A 21156-nucleotide genomic window follows, 5' to 3' on the forward strand; every position below is an offset into this window, starting at 1 on the left:
GTTATTTGTTTGTTGCAGCTCTGAGAGCATTACGCGTGCTCAGGGCAACCGCTCTGGCGGCTTCTGCAAAATCGCTTCCGGAGCTAGCGTACAGAATAGCCCTGGAAGAGTTAATGATCATCCCAGTTCCTGGCTTGCCTGGGACTTTTCCGGCGCTGACGGTTGCATCAATGTCACCGCCTTGAGCACCAATACCTGGAATTAGCAGAGGCATCTCACCAACGATAGCTCGTACTTTGGCGATTTCTTCTGGGAAGGTTGCTCCAACGACCAGGCTAATCTGACCAGACTGGTTCCATTGCTGCGCAGCGAGTTTGGCCACATGAAGATAGAGCGGCTCACCATTTGGGGCTACATTCAGAAACTGCAAATCAGATCCACCGGGATTCGATGTGCGGCACAAGACAATGACACCTTTACCTGCATGCTTGAGGTAGGGCTCAATCGTGTCAAAGCCCATATAGGGGTTTACAGTTACCGCATCGGCGCCATAGCGATCAAAGGCCTCCAGAGCGTAATGGTCTGCGGTGCTGCCAATATCCCCACGCTTGGAATCGAGAATTACGGGGATATGGGGGTATTTATCTTTAAGATGCTGAATCAGTTTTTCTAGTTGAGCCTCGGCTCTTTGGGAGGCAAAGTAGGCAAACTGAGGCTTGAAGGCGCAGACCAAATCCGCTGTCGCATCAGCGATTTCGCGACAGAACTCATAGATGCCCTCTGGTTTCCCTTGTAGGGATGGGGGTAAGCGCTTTGGGTCTGGGTCAAAACCAACGCACAGCATGCTGCCTTGGGAAGCCCATGCGGACTGGAGTTGCTGGTTAAAGGTATTTGAGCGAGAGTTCATTGGATTTGGCTTATTTTAGTGAAACTGTCATGTTCTATAGGATAAACTAGCGCACATTCCTTAGGAGTTCACCATGATCAACTTGTTCGTCCTGCAAAATGGCCGCCTCTCTCAAGAGCAAGTCGAAGATCGCAATGAATTGTTGCAATATGCCAATCCTATCTGGATTGACGTGGTTGATCCAGAAGAAGAGGAATTAATCTGGATTAAAGAGGCATTTGGCGTACTCTTGCCTGAGCTAGATGACTTGGGTGACTTGGAAGCTTCTGCGCGTTACTTCGAAGCTGATGATGGCCACCTCCATATTCGTACCGATTTCTTATTGGATGAAGAAGAAACTTCTCGCAACGTTCGAGTTGCTTTCGTTCTTACCAAACAAGTGCTGTTCTCGATTCATGACGAAGACTTGCCAGTGTTCCGCTTGGTTCGCTTGCGTGCGCGTTTGCGTCCAGGATCAGTTAGTAATGCAAAAGACGTATTGCTTGATTTGTATTCAACCGATGCTGAGTACTCTGCGGATGCTTTGGAAGAGGTTTATGAAAACCTGGAACAAGCAGGTAAGCGTGTACTTTCTGACAGCATTAATGATGCTGATGCTGCAGAGGTTTTGGAAACGATTGCAAAAGAGGAAGATACCAACGGACGTATTCGTCGCAATGTGATGGATACCCGCAGAGCCTTATCTTTCCTAATGCGCAGCAAGTTGCTCTCTGATGAGCAGCAAGAGGAAGCACGTCAAATTTTGCGTGACATTGATTCGCTTGAAAACCATACCGCCTTCTTATTCGACAAGATTAACTTCTTAATGGATGCGACCGTTGGTTTCATTAATTTGAACCAATCCAAAATTATCAAGATCTTCTCGGTGGTATCCGTAGCTTTAATGCCGCCAACATTGCTCGCAAGTGTTTGGGGTATGAACTACAAACATATGCCTGAGTTAGATGCGACTTGGGGTTACCCAATGGCGATTGGTGCGATGGTTATTTCTGCGATCATTCCGTTAGGTTATTTCCACAGCAAAGGCTGGATGAAGTAATCGGCGGTTTGTTGGTTCTTTTAGCTTCTGAGTAGAGCAATTAGCTCGGTAAGTGCGAACTCGGTTGCTTGCTCCCTCACCTTTTGACGATCGCCGTCAAAGCGCATGGTTTTGGTCTGGGTTTGATTTGCAGTGGCCCAGCCAAACCAAACAGTTCCAACCGGCTTTTCAGATGTGCCACCAGCTGGCCCTGCTACCCCAGTGATTGAAATAGCCACATTGCTTCCCGAATTGATCCTAGCGCCCTCGGCCATGGCCTTGGCTACGGCCTCACTGACTGCCCCATGGTCCTCGATGACCTCTGCTGGCACCCCAAGGCATTCAGTTTTGGCTTCGTTGCTATAGGTAATGTAGCCACGTTCAAACCATTCGCTTGATCCTGACAGCTCAGTTAAGGTCGCGCAGACTAAGCCACCAGTACAGGACTCGGCTAGCGATACCGTCCAATTTCTGGAAAGCAAAATCTCAGCCAATGTTTTAGTGAGGTCCGCTGTATTCATTGATGTTCGTTATTTAATTAGAAACTGCAACAAGGCAATGATGAGAAGTGTGCAAAAGGCAGCCGCAAGATCATCAATCACAATACCAAAACCGCGCCAAATAATTTGCAATAGAGAAGAGCGTTTGGAGTGATCGGTTACCGTATTTTTAAAGTGGCGGTCAATTATTCCAATTGGACCTGGTTTCATCGCATCAAAATAACGGAACAGTGCAAATGCAATTGCTTGCATCCAAATATTAGTTGGCATGATGAAGATCAGAACTAACCAAAAGGCAACAATTTCATCCCAAACAATTCCACCAAAATCTTTTTTACCAAGCTCTTCGCTGACCTGACCGCAGATCCAGCAGCCAAGCAATATACCGCCGCCAATAATCCAGAGAAAATCTTCGGTGCGAAGAAAGTATTCGCCAACCAGAAAGGCCGCCCAGGCCCAGAGCGTACCGGCAGTGCCTGGTGCTACGGGGCTGAGACCGCTACCAAAGCCAAATGCAATGGTCCGACTAGCGGTTTGAAATACCCACTTAAAAGTTGGCTTCACTTCAACAGAATTCTGGGGATTCATCATGATGCAAAGTGATCAAATGATTTTAAAAATGGGGCAGCTTCTGTATCACTCAAAAGAGCCTTGGATTCATTCAGTAAATATACTTTTACTGCAACATCCTTTTTCGGAACTATTTTTCCAATAATGGTGAGGGGTAATCCGATGGATTTACTAATAGCCTGGACATTGTCGCGTTGACTTGCGGAGGCAGTAAAGCAAATCTCATAGTCATCTCCACCGCAGGCTGCAAATTGATTTTGAATTTGTAGATCTTGCTTTTGCAGCGTGTCAGATTTTGGCAGCTTGTCTAACTGAATTTCAGCATCGACTTGTGACTGTTTCAAAATGTGACGTAAGTCGCCAAGAAGACCATCGGATACATCTAAGGCGGAGCTCGCAATATTTCTAAGTTGCACACCCAATTCAATTCTCGGTGTGGGGTTGTGCATGCGGTGTTCTATCTGTTGTAAATCTTCGGCAGATAGAGTTATTTCATGACGCAGTGCAGCAAGAGCAAGCTTTGCGTCGCCAACAGTTCCAGAAACCCAGATGTCATCGTCCGGCTTTGCCCCTGATCTACGAATGGCTTCTCCTTTGGGTAAAGAGCCAAAAGCAGTGATTGAAATTGTCAGCGGTCCAGCTGTGGTGTCGCCTCCTATGAGGGGGCATGAATACTCTTCCGCCATGGCAAAAAGGCCCTTAGAGAATGCCTCTAACCATGTGTTGTCTGCTGTTGGTAGGGCAATTGCTAGCGTAAATCCGATGGGTCTTGCACCCATAGCGGATAAGTCTGAAAGGTTGACTGCTAGGGCTTTGCGGCCTAATAGCTCGGGATTGGCGCCTGCAAAAAAATGCCTGCCCTCAACCAGCATGTCACTAGTAATGGCAACCTCTTCATCAGCCCTGGGTTTGATTAGGGCGCAATCATCACCAATTCCCAGGGTAATGGCTTGATCTGCACTGGTGCGCAAAGAATCCGCACCCGTTTTAAAAAAACGTTCGATCAGGTCAAATTCCCCAAAGGGCTTGGAATGAGAAGACATGCCTTATTTTATGGTGGTTATGTAACGAACGCCCGAGAGGAATAGAATTGAGCTCTTAACAGTCTTAGATGAAATAAAGATAAGACGAAATTTAGCGAGCTAGTGAATGAGCAAAGAAAACAATAAAGAGCAACAAATTGCAGCCTTAAGAGAGGCAGCCCTTCAGTACCACGAGTTTCCTACTCCGGGCAAAATTGAAATTGCCCCGACAAAACAACTAACTAATCAACGAGATCTAGCCCTAGCGTACACGCCTGGTGTTGCTGCTCCTTGCGAAGAAATTGTTAAAGATCCTGCGAATGCTTTTAAGTACACAGCGCGTGGAAATTTAGTTGGCGTCATCACAAACGGTACTGCCGTTTTAGGTTTAGGAAATATTGGGCCATTGGCAAGTAAGCCAGTGATGGAGGGTAAAGCAGTTCTCTTTAAGAAATTTGCTGGCATTGATGTTTTCGATATCGAAGTCAATGAAAACGATCCAGATAAGTTGGTAGAAATTATTGCGGCATTAGAGCCAACATTCGGCGGTATTAATTTAGAAGACATTAAAGCGCCTGATTGTTTTGTGGTTGAGCGCAAGTTGCAAGCGCGTATGAAGATTCCGGTCTTCCATGATGACCAGCACGGTACTGCTATTGTGGTTGCAGCCGCTATCCTCAATGGTTTGAAGGTTGTTGGCAAAAAAGTTGAAGAGGTAAAGCTGGTTACTTCTGGAGCAGGTGCAGCTGCATTAGCTTGTTTGGATCTGTTGGTTGATCTTGGTATTCAGCGCAAAAATATTTGGGTAACAGACTTAGCTGGTGTTGCTTACAAAGGCCGTAAAGAGTTGATGGACCCAGAGAAGGAGCCATTCTGCCAAGACACAGATTTACGCACACTCGATCAAGCAATTGAAGGCGCAGATATTTTCTTAGGACTTTCTGCTGGCGGTGTTCTCAAGCAAGATATGGTGAAGAAGATGGCGCCCAAGCCATTGGTATATGCATTAGCAAATCCAACTCCAGAAATCTTGCCTGAGGAAGTGAAAGCAGTTCGTCCAGACGCGGTGATGGCAACTGGCCGTACTGACTATCCTAACCAAGTCAATAACGTTCTGTGTTTCCCATTCATCTTCCGTGGCGCATTGGATGTAGGTGCAACCACCATTACTCGTGGCATGGAAGTCGCAGCAGTCAAGGCTGTGGCGGAGTTGGCTCAAGCAGAGCAGAGTGAGGTTGTAGCGTCGGTTTACGGTATTGAAAACCTTTCCTTTGGCCCGGAGTATTTAATTCCTAAGCCATTTGATCCGCGTTTGATTACTGTGATTGCTCCAGCTGTTGCTAAAGCTGCAATGGATGATGGCGTTGCTTCACGTCCGATTAAAGATTTCGATGCATACCGCAATCAGTTGCAACAGTTTGTGTACCACTCTGGTACGTTGATGAAGCCGCTCTTTAGCATTGCTAAGCGTGTGCCTGCAAATCAAAAACGCATTGTGTTTGCTGAGGGCGAAGATGAACGCGTATTGCGCGCAGTACAGATCATCATTGATGAGCATTTGGCAACGCCAATTCTGATTGGTCGCCCAGCTGTGATTGAACATCGCATTGAGAAGTTTGGCTTGCGCATGAAGGCTGGTGACGACTTTGAGATTGTTAATCCAGAGAACGACCCACGCTTCCGTGATTTCTGGCAGACCTATCTCGGCCTTACAGAACGTAAAGGTGTGACCGAGTCGTTTGCTAAGTTAGAGATGCGTCGCCGTAATAGTTTGATCGGCTCCATCATGATTATCAAAGGCATGGCCGATGGCATGATTTGTGGAACTGTAGGTAATTCTGCAACCCATCTCAAGTATGTGGATGAGGTAGTTGGCCGTGAAGCTGGCGCCAATGTGTACGGTGCAATGTCTGGTTTGATCCTGCCTGGCCGTCAAGTATTTTTGGTTGATACGCACATCAATATCGATCCAACCGCTTGCGAATTAGCTGAGTTAACTTTGATGGCTGCAAGCGAAATGCGTAAATTAGGCCTCGTACCTAAAGTGGCGCTGCTTTCACATTCCAATTTTGGTTCAAGCAATGCGCCATCTGCTATCAAAATGCGCGAAGTGTTGGCATTGATTCAGAAAGCAGATCCAACCCTGGAGGTGGATGGTGAAATGCACGGCGATAGCGCTTTGGATGAAACCATTCGTGCGGGTGCGGTAACGTCTTCTCCATTAAAAGGTGATGCCAACCTCTTAGTTTTGCCAAATATTGATGCAGCAAACATTTCTTACAACTTGCTAAAAACTGCAGCGGGTAACGGCATTGCAATTGGCCCATTGTTGTTGGGTGTTGCTAAGCCAATCCATATCCTGACCCCAGCAGCAACAGTTCGCCGCATTGTGAATGTGACAACTTTGGCAGTTGTGGAGGCCGCAAGCAACGCAAGAGGCATTTCTTAAGACCCTATAATTATGTAAGTTAGTGATAACTTACATAATTTATTTCTATATAAATCAGTGCGTTACATAAAATGCACTGTATTTGGGCTTGATTTGATGGCGTGTTACGGGTAACCTAGCACCCATCATGAATAATCGCTCTGAAAACAGCAATACAGCCAGCTTCGAAGAACATGGCCGCGCTGAAAGTTGGGATAGCAATGATCGACTTGAAACTGAGTCATCCGCTGCCAATATTTATGCTGAAGGCGGTTTATCTCGTTTACAAACCTATGCAGCAAATCAAGTTTCGGGGAAAAAAGTGACAGCTTCTTGGCGTGCCGCTTTGGCCGTTCGCGATGCCGGACCGCCGGCAATGTTGCGCAGTGTGCGCCCTAATATCGTGCAATCGATTCGTGCTTTCCGTACTCCTGACTTACAGGAAGCGGCTACAGAGTTGGGTCAACACTTCATTTATGCCAATTGCGCCAATGCAATGACTAAGGGTGAGGTTTTGGAATCTATTGCGATTGCTTATACGTTTACTAAGCAGCAGGCAAAAAACTACGATCCTTTATTGGATGCCTTGACTACTACGGTTGATAAGTCTGGCCCACAGCCAGGCTTTGTTGTAGTCCTTGAAGGCTTGCCTTGCACGCAGAAGTTCGACAAAGAAGCGCGTGAAACTCTTTTGGATGTTTTCCGTGATGCAGTTGATTTCTGGGCTGAGCGCCGCACTCCATATCGCGTCTTCTATTCTTTTGCCTAACAGCAAAAGTCTTGGAAGTTACATAAATCGCCTCTATTTGAGGCGATTTTGCATTTCAGGGTTCCATACGCTATGAACGGCTGTAATGGCCACCACGCCAGCCGTTTCTGTTCTTAGCACGCGCTCACCCAAAGAAACCAATTGATAGCCTGCAGCCTCTGCCTGAGCCTCTTCTTCGGGAGAGTGACCACCTTCGGGACCAATCATTAATACAACATCCTGAGGTTCATTCTCTATGAGCACTGAATATAAGCTTTTAGTCGCATCGGGACTAAACAGTAGCTTGAGGGCTGGCTTTGGAGTTGCCTTTAAATAACTCTCAAAAGTTTGAATAGGCTCCAGGCTGGCCAAGACAGTGCGATCACATTGTTCACAGGCTGCTTGAATAATGCCTTCCCAGTGAGCAAGCCGTTTTTGGGCGCGCTCAGCATCACTTGAACGAGTCAGTTTGAGAATAGAGCGCTCACATTGCATCGGGGCAATATTTTGGGCGCCAGTCTCCACCGCTTTTTCGACAATCCAGTCCATTTTGTCGCCACCAGCTAGTCCTTGGGCCAAAGTAATGGCGTAAGGGGTCTCGCGGTGGGTATCTTTGCGGATGTCAGTTAGCTGAACTTGACCTGTTTTTCCGCTCAAAGAGAGGAGTTCACCCTTGGCAACCTGGCCTTTTCCATCAAATACTGGGAAGAATTCCCCGGTCTGAATGCGTCGAACGCGCAAATGGTGGGCAACCTCGGGTGTGAGGGTCGTTGACTTTTGGGATTCCCATGGTCCGGGAAGATAAAATTGAGGCATTACTGAAATATAGCCAATTTATTTTCCTCGAGACCACTTTTACGATGTCAAACCTTCAAATTCGCATGGCCAATGCCATTCGCGCTTTATCCATGGATGCAGTACAGCAGGCAAATTCAGGTCACCCTGGTATGCCGATGGGTATGGCAGATATTGCTGTAGGTCTTTGGAACGAACATTTAAAACACAATCCAACGGATCCACATTGGATTGATCGCGATCGTTTTGTTTTATCGAATGGTCATGGCTCCATGTTGTTGTATTCACTCTTGCATCTTTCTGGTTACGACTTACCAATTGAAGAATTGAAAAATTTCCGTCAATTGCATAGCAAGACTCCAGGACATCCTGAATATGGAATCACTCCGGGAGTAGAAACAACTACTGGTCCATTGGGTCAGGGAATTTCGAATGCAGTTGGTATGGCATTGGCTGAGAAATTACTTGCTGAAGAATTTAATCGCCCTGGCCACAACATTGTTGATCACTACACCTATGTATTTTTAGGTGACGGTTGTTTGATGGAAGGTATTAGCCATGAAGTTTGTTCTTTGGCTGGCACTCTCAAGCTGAATAAGTTAATTGCATTGTGGGATGACAACGGCATTTCGATCGATGGCAAAGTTGTTTCTTGGTTTAACGAAGATACGCCTAAGCGCTTTGAGGCTTATGGTTGGAATGTCATTCGATCTATTGACGGGCATGATGCAGAAGCAGTATCTGCGGCTATTGCTAAGGCCAAGAAGAGCGATAAGCCAACACTCATTTGTTGCAAGACCGCGATTGGTCAAGGCTCACCAAATATGGCTGGTAGCGATAAAGTACACGGCTCACCATTAGGCGCTGCCGAAATTGCAGCTACTCGCGTTGCTTTGAACTGGCCTTATGCTCCGTTTGAAATTCCGAAAGATATTTATGCGGCATGGGATTTTAAAAAGCGTGGTCAAGCTGCTGAGCATGAGTGGAATAAAGAATTTCAGAAATATAAAAACAAATTTCCAGAACTTGCTTCTGAATTACAGCGCCGCATGGAAGGTGAATTGTCAAAAGACTTTTCATCTACCTTAAATGCATATTTAAAAACTTGCCAATCTAAAGCTGAGACCATTGCTACTCGTAAAGCAAGTCAAAATGCGATTGAAGCTTTAGCGCCAGCATTGCCAGAATTTATGGGTGGCTCTGCTGACTTAACAGGTTCTAATTTAACTAATTGGTCTACATGCAAACCTGTGCGTGGCGATCAGTGGGGTAACCATATTAATTACGGTGTGCGCGAATTCGGTATGAGCGCCATCATGAACGGTATCGCTCTGCATGGTGGCTATATTCCATTTGGCGGCACCTTCTTAACCTTCTCTGATTACAGCCGCAATGCCTTGCGTATGGCTGCATTGATGAGGTTGCGCAGTATTTTTGTCTTTACGCATGACTCGATTGGTTTGGGCGAAGATGGCCCCACCCACCAGTCTGTAGAGCATGTTGCCAGCTTGCGCCTCATTCCAAATCTGATGGTTTGGCGTCCTTGTGACACCACGGAGAGCGCCGTAGCCTGGGGTTCAGCTATTGAGCGCAAGCATGGCCCTAGCGCCTTGATCTTTAGCCGTCAGAATTGCCCATTTGTATCTCGTACTCCTGCACAAATCAAAGAGATTGCTCGCGGTGGTTATGTACTGCGTGATCCATCTGGCAAGATTGATGCAGTGATTATGGCTACTGGTTCTGAAATTGCTCTTGCATTGCAAACAGCACAGCAATTAGAAAAAGAAGGCTTAGGTATTCGCGTTGTTTCGATACCTTCAACTACCGTCTTTGATCAACAAGATGCTGCATATAAAGCAAAAGTATTGCCAGTCAATATTCCACGCATTGCAGTTGAAGCAGGTGTAAGTGATTTCTGGTGGAAGTATGGATGTGCAGCAGTGCATGGTGTTGATACCTTTGGTGAATCAGCACCTGCCCCACAACTCTATGAGTACTTTGGTCTAACAGCTGATCAGATTGCAAAGACAGTTAAACAATGCATCGCAAAGAAGTAATTTAAATACGAAATAAATTCAATATTAGTAAGGGGAAATAAATGACAATTCGTGTCGCAATTAATGGTTATGGACGTATCGGCCGCATGGTATTGCGTGCCTTATATGAAGATCAAGTAAACGGCAAACCACGCCGTGATATCAAGATTGTTGCGATTAATGCGATGGGCGATATTGCCATTAATGCTCACTTGACTCAATACGATTCAGCACACGGCCGCTTCCCAGCTGAGGTCTCGGTAGATGGTGATTGCATGGTAGTTAATGGCGATCGCATCAAGATGTTCTGTACACGTAATCCTGCAGAAACTCCTTGGGGTGAATTAGGTGTTGATTTGGTTTTAGAGTGCACAGGTAAGTTCACTTCTAAAGAAAAAGCGATGATTCATATTGAGCAGGGCGCGAAGAAAGTATTGATTTCTGCTCCTGGTGAAAAAGATGTGGATGCAACGATTGTGTATGGCGTGAACCAAAACGTACTTAAGCCAAGCGATGTAGTTGTATCAAATGCAAGCTGCACAACAAACTGTTTGGCTCCACTAGTGAAGCCACTTTTAGAAAAGATTGGCATTGAATCTGGCTTGATGACAACCATTCATGCATTCACAAACGATCAAGTATTGACTGATGTTTATCACAAGGATATGCGTCGTGCGCGCTCTGCTGTAACAAGCATGATCCCAACGAAGACTGGTGCCGCTAAGGCAGTAGGTCTAGTTCTGCCAGCATTGGCTGGCCGCTTTGATGGTTTTGCAATGCGTGTACCGGTGATTAACGTTTCAGTAGTTGACCTTACATTTGCTGCAAGTCGCGCTACTAGCGTGGATGAAGTAAATTCCATTCTCAAGGCTGCTAGCGAAGGCGAGCTCAAAGGTATTTTGGGCTTCAATACCTTGCCATTGGTCTCAATCGACTTTAACCATGACCCACGTCCAAGTATTTACGATGCCTCCCAGACTCGCGTTTCTGCGGATGGCAAGTTGGTTAAGGTATTGGCCTGGTATGACAACGAGTGGGGTTATTCAGTCCAAATGCTCAATGCCGCTGAAGCATTAATGGCTGTAAAGTAATTAAAACAGCTAACAGTAGCTAAAAGTTGTTAAAAAACGCTTAATTCTTGTTTTTAAGCTTAATTAAGTGAAAAAAGACCTCAATTTGAGGTCTTTTTTGCCTCTAAGGAGCTAAAACAGCCTATTTTGCTTGTTTATTGCGGCAATTTTTCTTCTGGCACTGGCCATACATGGCTAAAGAGTGCTCTTGGAGCTTAAATCCGAGGTTTTTGGCGATATCACGCTGCCTTTTTTCAATGGCTTCGTCTACAAATTCCTCGACATGGCCGCAATCAATGCAGACCAAGTGGTCATGGTGCTGCCCCTCATTGAGTTCATAGATAGCCCTGCTATCACCTTTGCTGGACTCAAAATGGCTGCGTAGGAGCAGCCCGGCTTGCTCAAATTGGGTAAGAACCCGATAAACAGTGGCCAGACCGATCTCTTTATCCTCTTTGGCTAGGGCCATAAAAACGTCTTCAGCGCTAAAGTGGGTGCCGCCGTTTTGATGGAAAAAATCCAGAATTTTCATCCGCGGTCCGGTCGCCTTTAGGCCAATATCGCGTAAATTTTCAGGGGTAGGGATTTGGGTCATATATATGGCATTGGGAGCTAAAATCAATGTCTTAATGATACGGCCAGCCATGCAAAATTGCCTTGAACTTTTTACCCGCTTTTTGAACCCAGTTTTAAAGGGTGTTTATTCCCCTGTTCGACTGGGGGTTGTGGCTCTCACCCTATCTGGGCTCATGGGAGTGGTTGGCTGCACTTCCGCGGTTGATGATACGCAACGCGCTTGGATGAATAAGATTTTTAGACCTTATGTTCCTGATGTCGTGCAAGGTAACTTTATTTCTAGCGAGCAGTATGCAAAGCTGCAGCTTGGTATGAATCGCGAGCAGGTGCGTCAAATTTTAGGTACACCATTGTTGGCAAGTTACTTCCACGCAAATCGTTGGGATTACATTTTTGAATTTAAGCGTTCTGGTCAACTTATTGGCAAAGAACGTCATGTCACCGTATTTTTTGATGGTGACAAAGTGGTGAAGTTTGAGGGTGACGCATTGCCTACTGAGGTTGAGTTGGTTGCGGAGATTGATAACTACGCTAAAACAAAACGCTCTTTCTGGGACGTTGTTACTGGATCTAATAAGCCTCCGGTTACCCCGCCATTACAGAGTCCAGAATTATTGGTTCCAAGTAAGACGGATAACTTGGCTGCTGGTGCAGCAATACCTCCTGCACCAAGTAGCAGTTCGTTCTGGGACTTCTTTGGCTCCTCAAAGAATGACCCAGCTGCACAGTCTCCGCAGTTGGGGCCTGGCACTTTAAATGATGTGCCAAAGGCAGCGGATTCTAAATAATAGAAATCACTTTTGTACTGATGCCAAGATCACCGTCTTGGCTCACTTGAATAAGAAGCGAAGAAACACATGATGAAGATTGCAATCGCAGGCGCGACAGGCCGTATGGGCAAGATGTTGATTGAGGCTGTCCTCAACACAACAGATGCGCAATTGGTTGGTGCACTTGAACATACCTCATGCCCACAGCTGGGTGAAGATGCTGGCGCATTCTTGGGCAAAAAGACGGGCGTGTTGATTTCTGCTGATGTGCCTCAGGTATTGGCTGATGCGCAGTTCTTGATCGACTTCACAAGACCGGAAGGCACCATGGCTCATTTAGCTGTTGCCGAAAAGACCGGTACCAAAATGATTATTGGTACTACTGGCCTAACCGCCGATCAAATCGCGAGCTTGAAAAAAGCTTCGTCAAAATTAGCAATTGTGTTTGCGCCAAATATGAGTGTGGGCGTGAATGCCACATTCAAGCTTCTCGAGATCGCCGCCAAGATGCTCAATCAAGGTTACGACATTGAGATTATTGAAGCTCATCATAAGCATAAAGTAGATGCACCTTCTGGTACAGCACTCAAGATGGGTGAAGTGATCGCGGATGCGTTGGGCGAGAAATTAGATGACGTTGCAGTCTATGCGCGTGAAGGCCATACCGGCGAACGCAAGGAAGGCTCGATTGGTTTTGCAACTATTCGTGGTGGCGATATCGTAGGTGACCATACCGTGTTATTTGCTGGCGATGGTGAGCGAATTGAAATTAGTCACAAGTCTTCCAGCCGTCAGTCTTACGCGCAAGGATCATTGCGCGCTGCCCGCTTCTTACAAAGCCAAAACAATGGTTTGTTTGATATGCAGGACGTTCTTGGCTTGCGCAAATAATTAGTTAGTCAATCAATTAAAGATAGAAGAAAAGAGTTGTCGCAGAATGAGTAAGGATTACGACTACCGCAGTATTGAAGCCGCAGCGCAAGCTGATTGGGAAAGTGCGCAAGTCTATCAAGTAGCAGAGAACGCAGTTGATGCACAAGGCAAACAAAAGCCAAAGTACTACGCATGTTCTATGTTGCCTTATCCATCTGGCAAGCTTCATATGGGGCATGTACGCAACTACACCATTAACGATGTAATGGCACGTCAACTCCGCATGCAGGGCTATAACGTCTTGATGCCAATGGGTTGGGATGCCTTTGGTATGCCTGCTGAAAATGCGGCGATTCAAAATAAAGTACCTCCAGCAAAATGGACCTACGACAACATTGCTTATATGAAAAAGCAAATGGCTGCGATGGGTCTGGCAATTGATTGGTCTCGTGAGGTTGCAACTTGTAGTCCGGAATACTATCGTTGGAACCAGTGGCTCTTTTTAAAGATGCTGGAAAAAGGTATTGCCTATCGTAAAACTCAGGTAGTGAATTGGGATCCGATTGATCAAACTGTTTTAGCAAACGAACAAGTAATTGATGGTCGCGGTTGGCGCTCCGGTGCTTTAGTTGAAAAGCGTGAGATTCCAGGTTATTACTTCAACATCACCGCATATGCTGAGCCTCTGCTCTTAGGATTAGAAGGTTTGGGTTGGCCAGAGCGCGTGAAGACCATGCAGCAAAACTGGATTGGCAAAAGTCGTGGTGTGCGGTTTGCGTTTAAGCACGAAATCGCTGACGACCATGGCAACTTCATTCAAGACGGTCTTTTGTATGTATTCACTACACGTGCAGACACCATCATGGGCGTTACTTTCTGCGCAGTTGCAGCAGAGCATCCTCTGGCTACAAAGGCGGCCGTCAATAATCCAAAGCTCGCTGCATTTATTGAAAAATGCAAAACCGGTAGTGTGATCGAGGCTGACTTAGCTACCCAAGAAAAAGAAGGGATGTTTACTGGCTTATATGTCACACATCCTTTGACGCATGAGCCAGTTCCTGTCTGGGTTGGCAACTACGTTTTGATGTCTTATGGCGATGGCGCAGTAATGGGCGTGCCTGCACATGATGAGCGAGACTTTGCATTTGCGTTGAAGTATGAGTTGCCGATTAAACAAGTCATTGCACTCAAAGAAGAGTCACCAATGTTCAATGCCACTCGCTGGGAAGATTGGTATGCCCAAAAGGAAGGCGTTGTTTGCTTTAACAGTGCGCAGTTTGATGGCCTATCTCATGATGAGGCTGTGAGTGCTGTTGCTAAAGAATTAGAAAAGCTCGGTATTGGCGAAATCAAGACGACTTATCGCTTGCGCGATTGGGGTATTTCTCGCCAGCGTTATTGGGGTACACCGATTCCGATTATTCATTGTGGCGATGAGAGCAATCCTGGTTGTGGCGCGGTGCCGGTGCCTGAAGCTGATTTGCCAGTGGTATTGCCTGAAGATTGTGTCCCGGATGGTAGTGGCAATCCACTCAATAAACGCGCTGACTTTTTGAATGTGAAGTGTCCAAAGTGTGGCAAGCCTGCACGCCGTGAAACTGACACCATGGATACTTTTGTAGATTCTTCTTGGTATTTCATGCGCTACACCGGTCCAAATGCGAAGACCATGGTGGATGAGCGAAATGAATACTGGATGCCAATGGATCAATACATTGGCGGCATCGAGCATGCGATTTTGCATCTCCTTTATGCGCGCTTCTGGACTAAGGTCATGCGTGATCTCAATCTTATTACCTTTGATGAGCCATTCCAGAATCTATTAACGCAAGGCATGGTACTTAATGAGACCTACTACTCCGAGGATGCCTCAGGCAAGAAGACCTGGCTAAATCCATTGGATGTGGAGTTAGATCTCGACGAAAAGGGTCGTCCTAGAGGTGCCAAGTTAATTGGTGACACTTCAAATACACCGGTAGTAGTTGGTGGTGTTGAGAAGATGTCCAAGAGCAAGAACAATGGCGTTGATCCACAAGCCTTGATTGATGAATACGGTGCTGATACAGCCCGCTTGTTTGTCATGTTTGCCGCACCTCCTGAGCAGCAGTTGGAGTGGTCAGGTGCTGGGGTAGATGGTGCTTCTCGTTTCTTGCGCCGAGTATGGATGTATTCCAGCAGTCAGGCGAGCGCTTTGCGTGATGCATCTGATTCGTTGCCAGGTAACTTAAATGATGTTGAAAAAGAATTGCGTCGCGAAGTGCACACAATCTTGAAGCAAGCTAACTTTGACTATCAGCGCCGTCAGTACAACACAGTTGTCTCTGCCGCAATGAAAATGCTCAATATTCTTGAGCCTATTAAGCTTGATCAAAATACTGCAATCAGCGCACCAGTCTTGCGTGAATGTTTAAGTATCTTGTTGCGTGTCCTGTATCCAGTAGTTCCGCACTTGACTCATGTCTTGTGGAATGAGGTTGGCTATGCCAAAACAATGGGCCCTCTACTCGATGCCCCATGGCCTACTGTAGATGAAGCTGCATTAGTGCAGACTGAAATCACTTTAATGATGCAGATTAATGGCAAGTTGCGTGGCGATATTAAGGTGCCGGCTGATGCAAGCAAAGAGCAGATCGAAGCGCTGGCATTGCAAAGCGAGCCTGCACAAAAAGCTTTAAATGGCGGTACACCGAAAAAAGTGATTGTGGTGCCTGGTCGCTTAGTCAACATTGTTGCTTAAACAGAAAATATAAACATGAGCGTAAATTCCCTGCGTCGTGCAATGCTAGGTTTGATTGCTACCGCTCCTGTAAGTGGGTTGATTGCTTGCGGTTATCGCTTGCGTGGCATGGTGGATTTGCCCTTTAAAGTGATTGCGATTACTGGTAATCCTTCGCCTCCTTTGAGAGCTGATTTGCAGACGGCAATTTTGACGGGCACTGATGCAAAAGTGGCTATCAATCCTAAGGATGCTGATCTCATCTTAGAAATTACCAATGATATTAACGGTCGTGAGATCTTGGCCTATAACTCCAGTGGTCAGATTTCTGCTTATCGTCTTAATATTCGGGTTAGCTTTAGGGCTTTTGATTTAGCTGGTGCTGAAGTTGTTCCTGAGTCAGAAATTTATATGACTCGTGATATGGACTTTAGCGTTACAACGGTCTTAGCGACTGATGTACAAATACAGCAATTTCTATCATTGATGCGTAGAGACTTGGCTATTCAGATCCTGCGACGTGTATCTGCCGCCGCCAAATCACCACAATCTAGAGCGTTTTAAAGCGGACTAGACTCGCATGGTTAAAGTCGATGCCCTGCAAGCACACCTCAAATCTCTGAGTTCGGGCGGACCCATGTTGCCGCTCTATATTTTTAGCGGCGATGAACCTCTATTAATGATGGAGGCAATGGATCAATTAAGGGCTGCTGCGAAAAAACAAAACTTTACAGAGCGCGAAGTCTTACTGCAGGAGCGTGGATTTGATTGGGGTGCATTATTGAGCGCTGGCCAGACCATGTCTTTGTTTGGTGACAAACGCTGGGTGGAATTGCGCATTCCGACTGGGAAGCCTGGGCGTGACGGAGCAGACGCTTTAAAGCAATTTGCCGCTCAAATCGCTTCGCAGTCAAATGGTTCGGATGGTCCAGATACAGTAGTTTGTATTGTTTTACCTCGTTTGGATGGCAAGACTAAGACTTCCGCTTGGTTTAGTGCGCTTGATGATGCGGGTATGGCAATTCAAATTGATTCACTGGATCGCAGTCATTTGCCCCATTGGATTTCGGGACGACTCAAGCGTCAAGATCAAGAAGTGGAAGCAGGACCCGAAGGTCAGCGTGTACTCGAATTTATAGCCGATCAAGTTGAGGGCAACTTAATTGCTGCCCACCAAGAGATTCTGAAGTTAGGCTTACTGTATCCCGTTGGAAAGTTGAGCGAGGAGCAGATTCGCTCATCCATTCTGAAGGTGGCACGCTATAACGTCTTCGAGCTAACCGAAGCCATGCTTGCAGGCGATCTGGCGAGGCTCAATCGCATGTTGGATGGCCTTAAAGGTGAGGGTGAGCCGCTAGTTTTGATTCTGTGGAGCGTAACTGAAGAGCTTCGGATACTATCTAAATTGAAGGCGGCGAGTGACGCTGGGGAGTCTGTACAAAACCTCATGCGTGCTAATCGCATATGGGGAAATAAAGAGCGTTTATATCCAGCAGCGTTGAGAAGAGTGCAACCGCTCAAACTCCGCAGAGCAATGCAAGTGGCTGCAGGATTGGATCGTCAGGTAAAAGGTCTGCACGCAGCAGAGTTGCCGGCAGACCCTTGGGATGGACTGCGTTTAGTTGGTAATTTATTGCGTTAAAAAGTAAATAAACAAAAGTGAATTAAAGAGTAACAAGAGAGTAATAAGAGAATAAAAATGAGTTCAGCTATCAAAGAAATGATGCAATACATAGGGGTGCGAGCACGTGCTGCATCTCGTGCAATGGCGCGAGCATCGAGCGAGCAAAAAAATCAGGCTTTATTACATATTGCAAAAGTTATTCGTCAAAAGGCAGCTGAGATTCAGAAGGTTAATCAGGTCGATGTTGAGCGTGCTAAGGCTAATGGTCAAGATGCTGCTTTTGTTGATCGCTTAACTATGACCCCAAAAACAATCGAAACAATGGCTTTGGGTTTGGAGCAAATTGTTTCCTTGGATGATCCAATTGGCAAAATTACTCCGCTACAAAAGCAGGCATCTGGCATTGAACTAGGTCAGATGCGTGTACCGCTTGGAGTGATAGGCATTATTTATGAGTCTCGTCCCAACGTGACAATTGATGCTGCTGCCCTATGTTTAAAGTCGGGTAATGCTGTGATCTTGCGCGGCGGCTCAGAGGCAATTGATTCCAACACCGTGCTCGCTCAGATTATTCAGGAGGGCTTGGCTGCTGCAGGCTTGCCCAAAGATGCTGTTCAAGTAGTTATGACAACAGATCGTAGTGCTGTTGGTGAAATGATTACGATGACTCAATACATTGATGTCATCGTGCCACGTGGCGGTAAGAGTTTGATTGCACGCTTAATGGCTGAAGCACGTGTACCAATGATTAAGCACTTGGACGGAATCTGTCATACCTATATTGATGCGGATGCTGATGTAGCAATGGCGGTGAAGGTATGTGATAACGCTAAGACGCAACGGTATGCTCCTTGTAATGCAATGGAGACTTTGCTTGTGAACCAAGAGATTGCGCAGAAAGTATTGCCAACACTTTGCAAGATATATCAAGATAAGGGTGTCGAGCTGCGGGTTGATGGCTTGACTCGTAAAACACTTGAAGAAAATGGCTTTCAGAATCTAGTCGATGCCAAAAAAGAAGATTGGCAAACAGAATACTTAGCCCCAATTTTGTCGATTAAGACGGTCGCCAATATAGATGAAGCTATGAATCATATTGAGCAATACGGTAGTAAACATACGGATGCCATTATTACGAACAACAAAGCTCAGGCCGATCGTTTCTTGCGCGAAGTGGATAGCGCTAGTGTGATGGTCAATGCCAGCACTCGCTTTGCTGATGGCTTTGAATATGGTTTGGGCGCAGAAATCGGCATTTCTAATGACAAGCTGCATGCCCGTGGCCCAGTTGGCTTGGATGGCCTGACCTCCTTAAAGTACGTGGTCATGGGTCATGGCGAGATTCGTACTTAATTTAATAAAAAAGTAAGCACACAATATATGAGTAATTCTTACCTCTGGGTTAAAACTTTCCACATTGTATTTATTACTTCATGGTTTGCTGGCTTGTTTTATCTGCCTAGAATCTTTGTGAACTTGGCCGAAGAGAAAAACACTGAGGCTTATGCTCGCCTGATAGGTATGGCTGATCGCCTGTTTCGCTTTATGACTATCTTGGCGGTTCCGGCGGTCTTATTGGGCATAACGCTGTGGCTTCACTTTGGTATTGGGCGTGGCGATGTATGGATGCATGCCAAATTATTTTTTGTGATTCTGGTGATCGGTTATCACCACGCTTGTTTGAGCTTGCTTAAGAAGTTTCGTGCTGGGGTTAATAAGCGATCCGGCGTTTGGTTTCGTTGGTTTAATGAAGTTCCAGTGATTTTGTTAGTCATTATTGTTGCCTTGGTGTTGTTTAAGCCTTAAGACCAGCCGATAAGTTCTGTTTAATTTTTTAATATTCCCATTTATAGATTGTTAGCCCCATGAGATTTTTTGTTGTATGCCCAGGCGGTTTAGAAGTGCCGCTTGCCCAGGAGCTAGCTGAGATTGCTGGGCGCCCAGAATGTAAGGCTTTGGGGGCATGGGTAATCGATCCAACGCCTACAAGTCCGACTGGTGGTGTTGGTCTGGCTGCACCAATATCTGCCGCAATGGCATTGAATTTGCATTCGCGTATTGCAAGCCGTGTATTGCTGCAAATGGCGCAAGCTCCCTACCGTCAAGAAGACGACCTCTATAAGTTGGCTAGCGGTTTAGCATGGGAAGAGTGGTTTACCTCTAAGCAAACTTTGCGAGTGGATGTCACAGCCCATCGCTCTCCACTCAAGAGTCTAAATTTTGCAACGCTCAAAATTAAAGATGCGATTGTGGATCGCTTGCGCGATGTAACGGGAGATCGACCAAGTATTGATACCGCTTTCCCCAATGTGCGAGTGCAAGCCCATTTAACAGCAACCCAAGTCACTATTTATTTAGATACTTCTGGTGAAGCTTTATTTAAGCGTGGCTGGCGTGATGAAAAAGGCGATGCACCCCTCAAAGAAAATTTAGCTGCTGGCATTTTGTCTTTTACTGCTTGGAAGCCTGGTCAAGCATTATTTGATCCAATGTGCGGTAGTGGAACCTTTTTAATTGAAGCTGCCCAAATGGCTTTATCTATTCCACCTGGCGCCATTCGTGCAGGCATGTACGGTGATGATGCCAAGCCAAGTCGACTGGCTTATCGTCCTTTAGTGACTTCGGCGCATGGTTTTGGCTTTCAGCGACTCAAACCTTTCAATGAGGCTGCTGAGCAGAAGCGTTGGGTTGATTTAAAAGAAGCCGCTCTTGCGCGGATGTTGGAAAAACGCAAGCAGTACCCTAGTGTTGATGCTTTAAAAATTACTGGCGGCGATATTAATGAGAAATTGGTATCCATGTTCAAGGGTAATTGGCAAAGAGCGCAATTACCTGATCAGCCGGTAGTTCGTCAGATTGATGCCTTGGCTGCTAAGCCACCCGGAGGCATTAATGAAGGCGTGATGTTGTTGAACCCTCCTTACGGTGAGCGATTGGTTATTAAGGGTGGTCGTGGACAAGATCGCGCTTCTAATCCAGATGCTAAATACGATGACGCAGATGAACCAGAGAACCGCTTTGAGTTGAATTTAGAGACGGGCCGTCAAAGTGCAAAACGCTCTAGCCGTGAATCATTGAAAAAGCTGCAGGCCCAAGAAGAGCAGGATCCTAAGTTTGTGGAGTTTTTACGTCAGTTTGGCCAGCATCTAAAAGATGATTTTGGCGGCTGGAATATTTTTGTACTTACTGCAGATATGGCGCTTCCAGGCCAATTACGCATCAAAGAATCTAAGCGCACCCCTTTGTTTAATGGCCCTCTTGAATGCCGTTTATTCAAGTTTGAGATGCATGCTAAGCGACCAGCTTAAGTGGCTATAAAACCTTAAAATAAGATAGAAGCGTCAAAAAACGATAGATATATCAAAGAAAATCAGAGAGCAAAGTAATGGAATTTAAAACATACATGTGTTTAATTTGCGGTTGGGTTTATGACGAAGCAGCTGGTTTACCTGATGAAGGTATTGCGCCAGGAACGCTTTGGAAAGACGTCCCAATGAATTGGACCTGTCCAGAGTGCGGTGCTCGCAAAGAAGATTTTGAAATGATGGCAATTTAATTAGAAA

20 protein-coding genes are annotated in these 21156 nt (G+C 46.0%); 14 read left to right on the plus strand and 6 right to left on the minus strand.

Translation table 11 applies throughout. The features are described from left to right. Position 1: 1 nt before the first annotated feature. Positions 2-847, minus strand: coding sequence for an orotidine-5'-phosphate decarboxylase (gene pyrF, locus ICN10_RS05755; protein WP_216213573.1), 846 nt, complete (start codon positions 845-847; stop codon positions 2-4). Positions 848-920: 73 nt separating this feature from the next. On the opposite strand from pyrF, the gene corA reads away from it, so the two are divergent. Then, positions 921-1886 carry a magnesium/cobalt transporter CorA gene (corA, locus tag ICN10_RS05760; protein WP_216213576.1) on the plus strand — a complete coding sequence of 322 codons (966 nt, stop codon included), beginning with the start codon at positions 921-923 and terminating at the stop codon, positions 1884-1886. A 20-nt stretch (positions 1887-1906) separates the two neighbouring features. Here the strand turns inward: corA and ICN10_RS05765 are convergent, their stop codons facing one another. Genes ICN10_RS05765 through thiL form a run of 3 tightly spaced genes read right to left on the minus strand, consistent with a single transcriptional unit; the run spans position 1907 to position 3978 of the window. Further along, positions 1907-2386, minus strand: a complete 480-nt coding sequence (locus tag ICN10_RS05765; protein WP_216213578.1) for a CinA family protein — start codon at positions 2384-2386, stop codon at positions 1907-1909. Between the two features lie 9 nt (positions 2387-2395). Then, on the minus strand, positions 2396-2956 hold the full coding sequence (locus ICN10_RS05770) for a phosphatidylglycerophosphatase A (RefSeq protein WP_216213581.1): 561 nt from the start codon (positions 2954-2956) through the stop codon (positions 2396-2398). Further along, complete coding sequence (gene thiL, locus ICN10_RS05775; protein ID WP_216213584.1) at positions 2953-3978, minus strand: thiamine-phosphate kinase; 1026 nt, start codon at positions 3976-3978, stop codon at positions 2953-2955. Before thiL ends, ICN10_RS05770 begins: the two co-directional genes overlap by 4 nt. A gap of 106 nt (positions 3979-4084) precedes the next feature. On the opposite strand from thiL, the gene ICN10_RS05780 reads away from it, so the two are divergent. Beyond that, positions 4085-6406 (plus strand): NADP-dependent malic enzyme, encoded by a 2322-nt coding sequence (locus tag ICN10_RS05780; RefSeq protein ID WP_216213586.1) that lies wholly within the window; start codon positions 4085-4087, stop codon positions 6404-6406. Between the two features lie 127 nt (positions 6407-6533). After that, positions 6534-7154: a barstar family protein gene (locus ICN10_RS05785; protein ID WP_216213589.1), complete on the plus strand. Its 621-nt coding sequence runs from the start codon at positions 6534-6536 to the stop codon at positions 7152-7154. Between the two features lie 33 nt (positions 7155-7187). Here ICN10_RS05785 and ICN10_RS05790 read toward each other — a convergent pair whose 3' ends face one another. Continuing rightward, positions 7188-7949: a 16S rRNA (uracil(1498)-N(3))-methyltransferase gene (locus tag ICN10_RS05790; RefSeq protein WP_216213592.1), complete on the minus strand. Its 762-nt coding sequence runs from the start codon at positions 7947-7949 to the stop codon at positions 7188-7190. A gap of 44 nt (positions 7950-7993) precedes the next feature. Here ICN10_RS05790 and tkt point away from each other — a divergent pair, with 44 nt between their 5' ends. Together tkt and gap are read left to right on the plus strand one after the other, a co-directional pair. Further along, on the plus strand, positions 7994-9985 hold the full coding sequence (gene tkt / locus ICN10_RS05795) for a transketolase (protein ID WP_216213595.1): 1992 nt from the start codon (positions 7994-7996) through the stop codon (positions 9983-9985). Between the two features lie 41 nt (positions 9986-10026). Further along, positions 10027-11055 (plus strand): type I glyceraldehyde-3-phosphate dehydrogenase, encoded by a 1029-nt coding sequence (gene gap / locus ICN10_RS05800; protein WP_068320409.1) that lies wholly within the window; start codon positions 10027-10029, stop codon positions 11053-11055. A gap of 121 nt (positions 11056-11176) precedes the next feature. Here the strand turns inward: gap and fur are convergent, their stop codons facing one another. Then, positions 11177-11620, minus strand: coding sequence for a ferric iron uptake transcriptional regulator (gene fur / locus ICN10_RS05805; protein ID WP_167345985.1), 444 nt, complete (start codon positions 11618-11620; stop codon positions 11177-11179). Positions 11621-11711: 91 nt separating this feature from the next. On the opposite strand from fur, the gene ICN10_RS05810 reads away from it, so the two are divergent. The 9 genes from ICN10_RS05810 to ICN10_RS05850 all read left to right on the plus strand — a co-directional run bounded on the left by ICN10_RS05810 (position 11712) and on the right by ICN10_RS05850 (position 21149). Continuing rightward, positions 11712-12398 carry an outer membrane protein assembly factor BamE gene (locus tag ICN10_RS05810; protein ID WP_216213599.1) on the plus strand — a complete coding sequence of 229 codons (687 nt, stop codon included), beginning with the start codon at positions 11712-11714 and terminating at the stop codon, positions 12396-12398. A gap of 72 nt (positions 12399-12470) precedes the next feature. Further along, positions 12471-13271: a 4-hydroxy-tetrahydrodipicolinate reductase gene (gene dapB, locus ICN10_RS05815; protein ID WP_216215210.1), complete on the plus strand. Its 801-nt coding sequence runs from the start codon at positions 12471-12473 to the stop codon at positions 13269-13271. A gap of 46 nt (positions 13272-13317) precedes the next feature. Next, the gene (gene leuS, locus ICN10_RS05820; protein WP_216213601.1) at positions 13318-15990 is read left to right on the plus strand and encodes a leucine--tRNA ligase; all 2673 of its coding nucleotides are present in this window, start codon (positions 13318-13320) and stop codon (positions 15988-15990) included. Positions 15991-16005: 15 nt separating this feature from the next. Further along, entirely contained in the window at positions 16006-16533 is a 528-nt protein-coding gene (gene lptE / locus ICN10_RS05825; protein WP_216213602.1) for an LPS assembly lipoprotein LptE, read from the plus strand. A gap of 16 nt (positions 16534-16549) precedes the next feature. Beyond that, on the plus strand, positions 16550-17611 hold the full coding sequence (gene holA, locus ICN10_RS05830; protein WP_216213604.1) for a DNA polymerase III subunit delta: 1062 nt from the start codon (positions 16550-16552) through the stop codon (positions 17609-17611). 57 nt (positions 17612-17668) lie between these two features. Further along, the gene (locus tag ICN10_RS05835) at positions 17669-18946 is read left to right on the plus strand and encodes a glutamate-5-semialdehyde dehydrogenase (RefSeq protein WP_216213606.1); all 1278 of its coding nucleotides are present in this window, start codon (positions 17669-17671) and stop codon (positions 18944-18946) included. 27 nt (positions 18947-18973) lie between these two features. Continuing rightward, the gene (locus ICN10_RS05840; protein WP_216213608.1) at positions 18974-19399 is read left to right on the plus strand and encodes a CopD family protein; all 426 of its coding nucleotides are present in this window, start codon (positions 18974-18976) and stop codon (positions 19397-19399) included. Between the two features lie 59 nt (positions 19400-19458). After that, on the plus strand, positions 19459-20901 hold the full coding sequence (locus ICN10_RS05845) for a class I SAM-dependent RNA methyltransferase (RefSeq protein WP_216213610.1): 1443 nt from the start codon (positions 19459-19461) through the stop codon (positions 20899-20901). 77 nt (positions 20902-20978) lie between these two features. Beyond that, entirely contained in the window at positions 20979-21149 is a 171-nt protein-coding gene (locus ICN10_RS05850) for a rubredoxin (protein WP_071464595.1), read from the plus strand. Positions 21150-21156: the final 7 nt, after the last annotated feature.

Origin of the sequence: Polynucleobacter sp. 86C-FISCH, assembly GCF_018882415.1 — a bacterium.
In the GTDB taxonomy this organism is placed as follows: Bacteria; Pseudomonadota; Gammaproteobacteria; order Burkholderiales; family Burkholderiaceae; genus Polynucleobacter.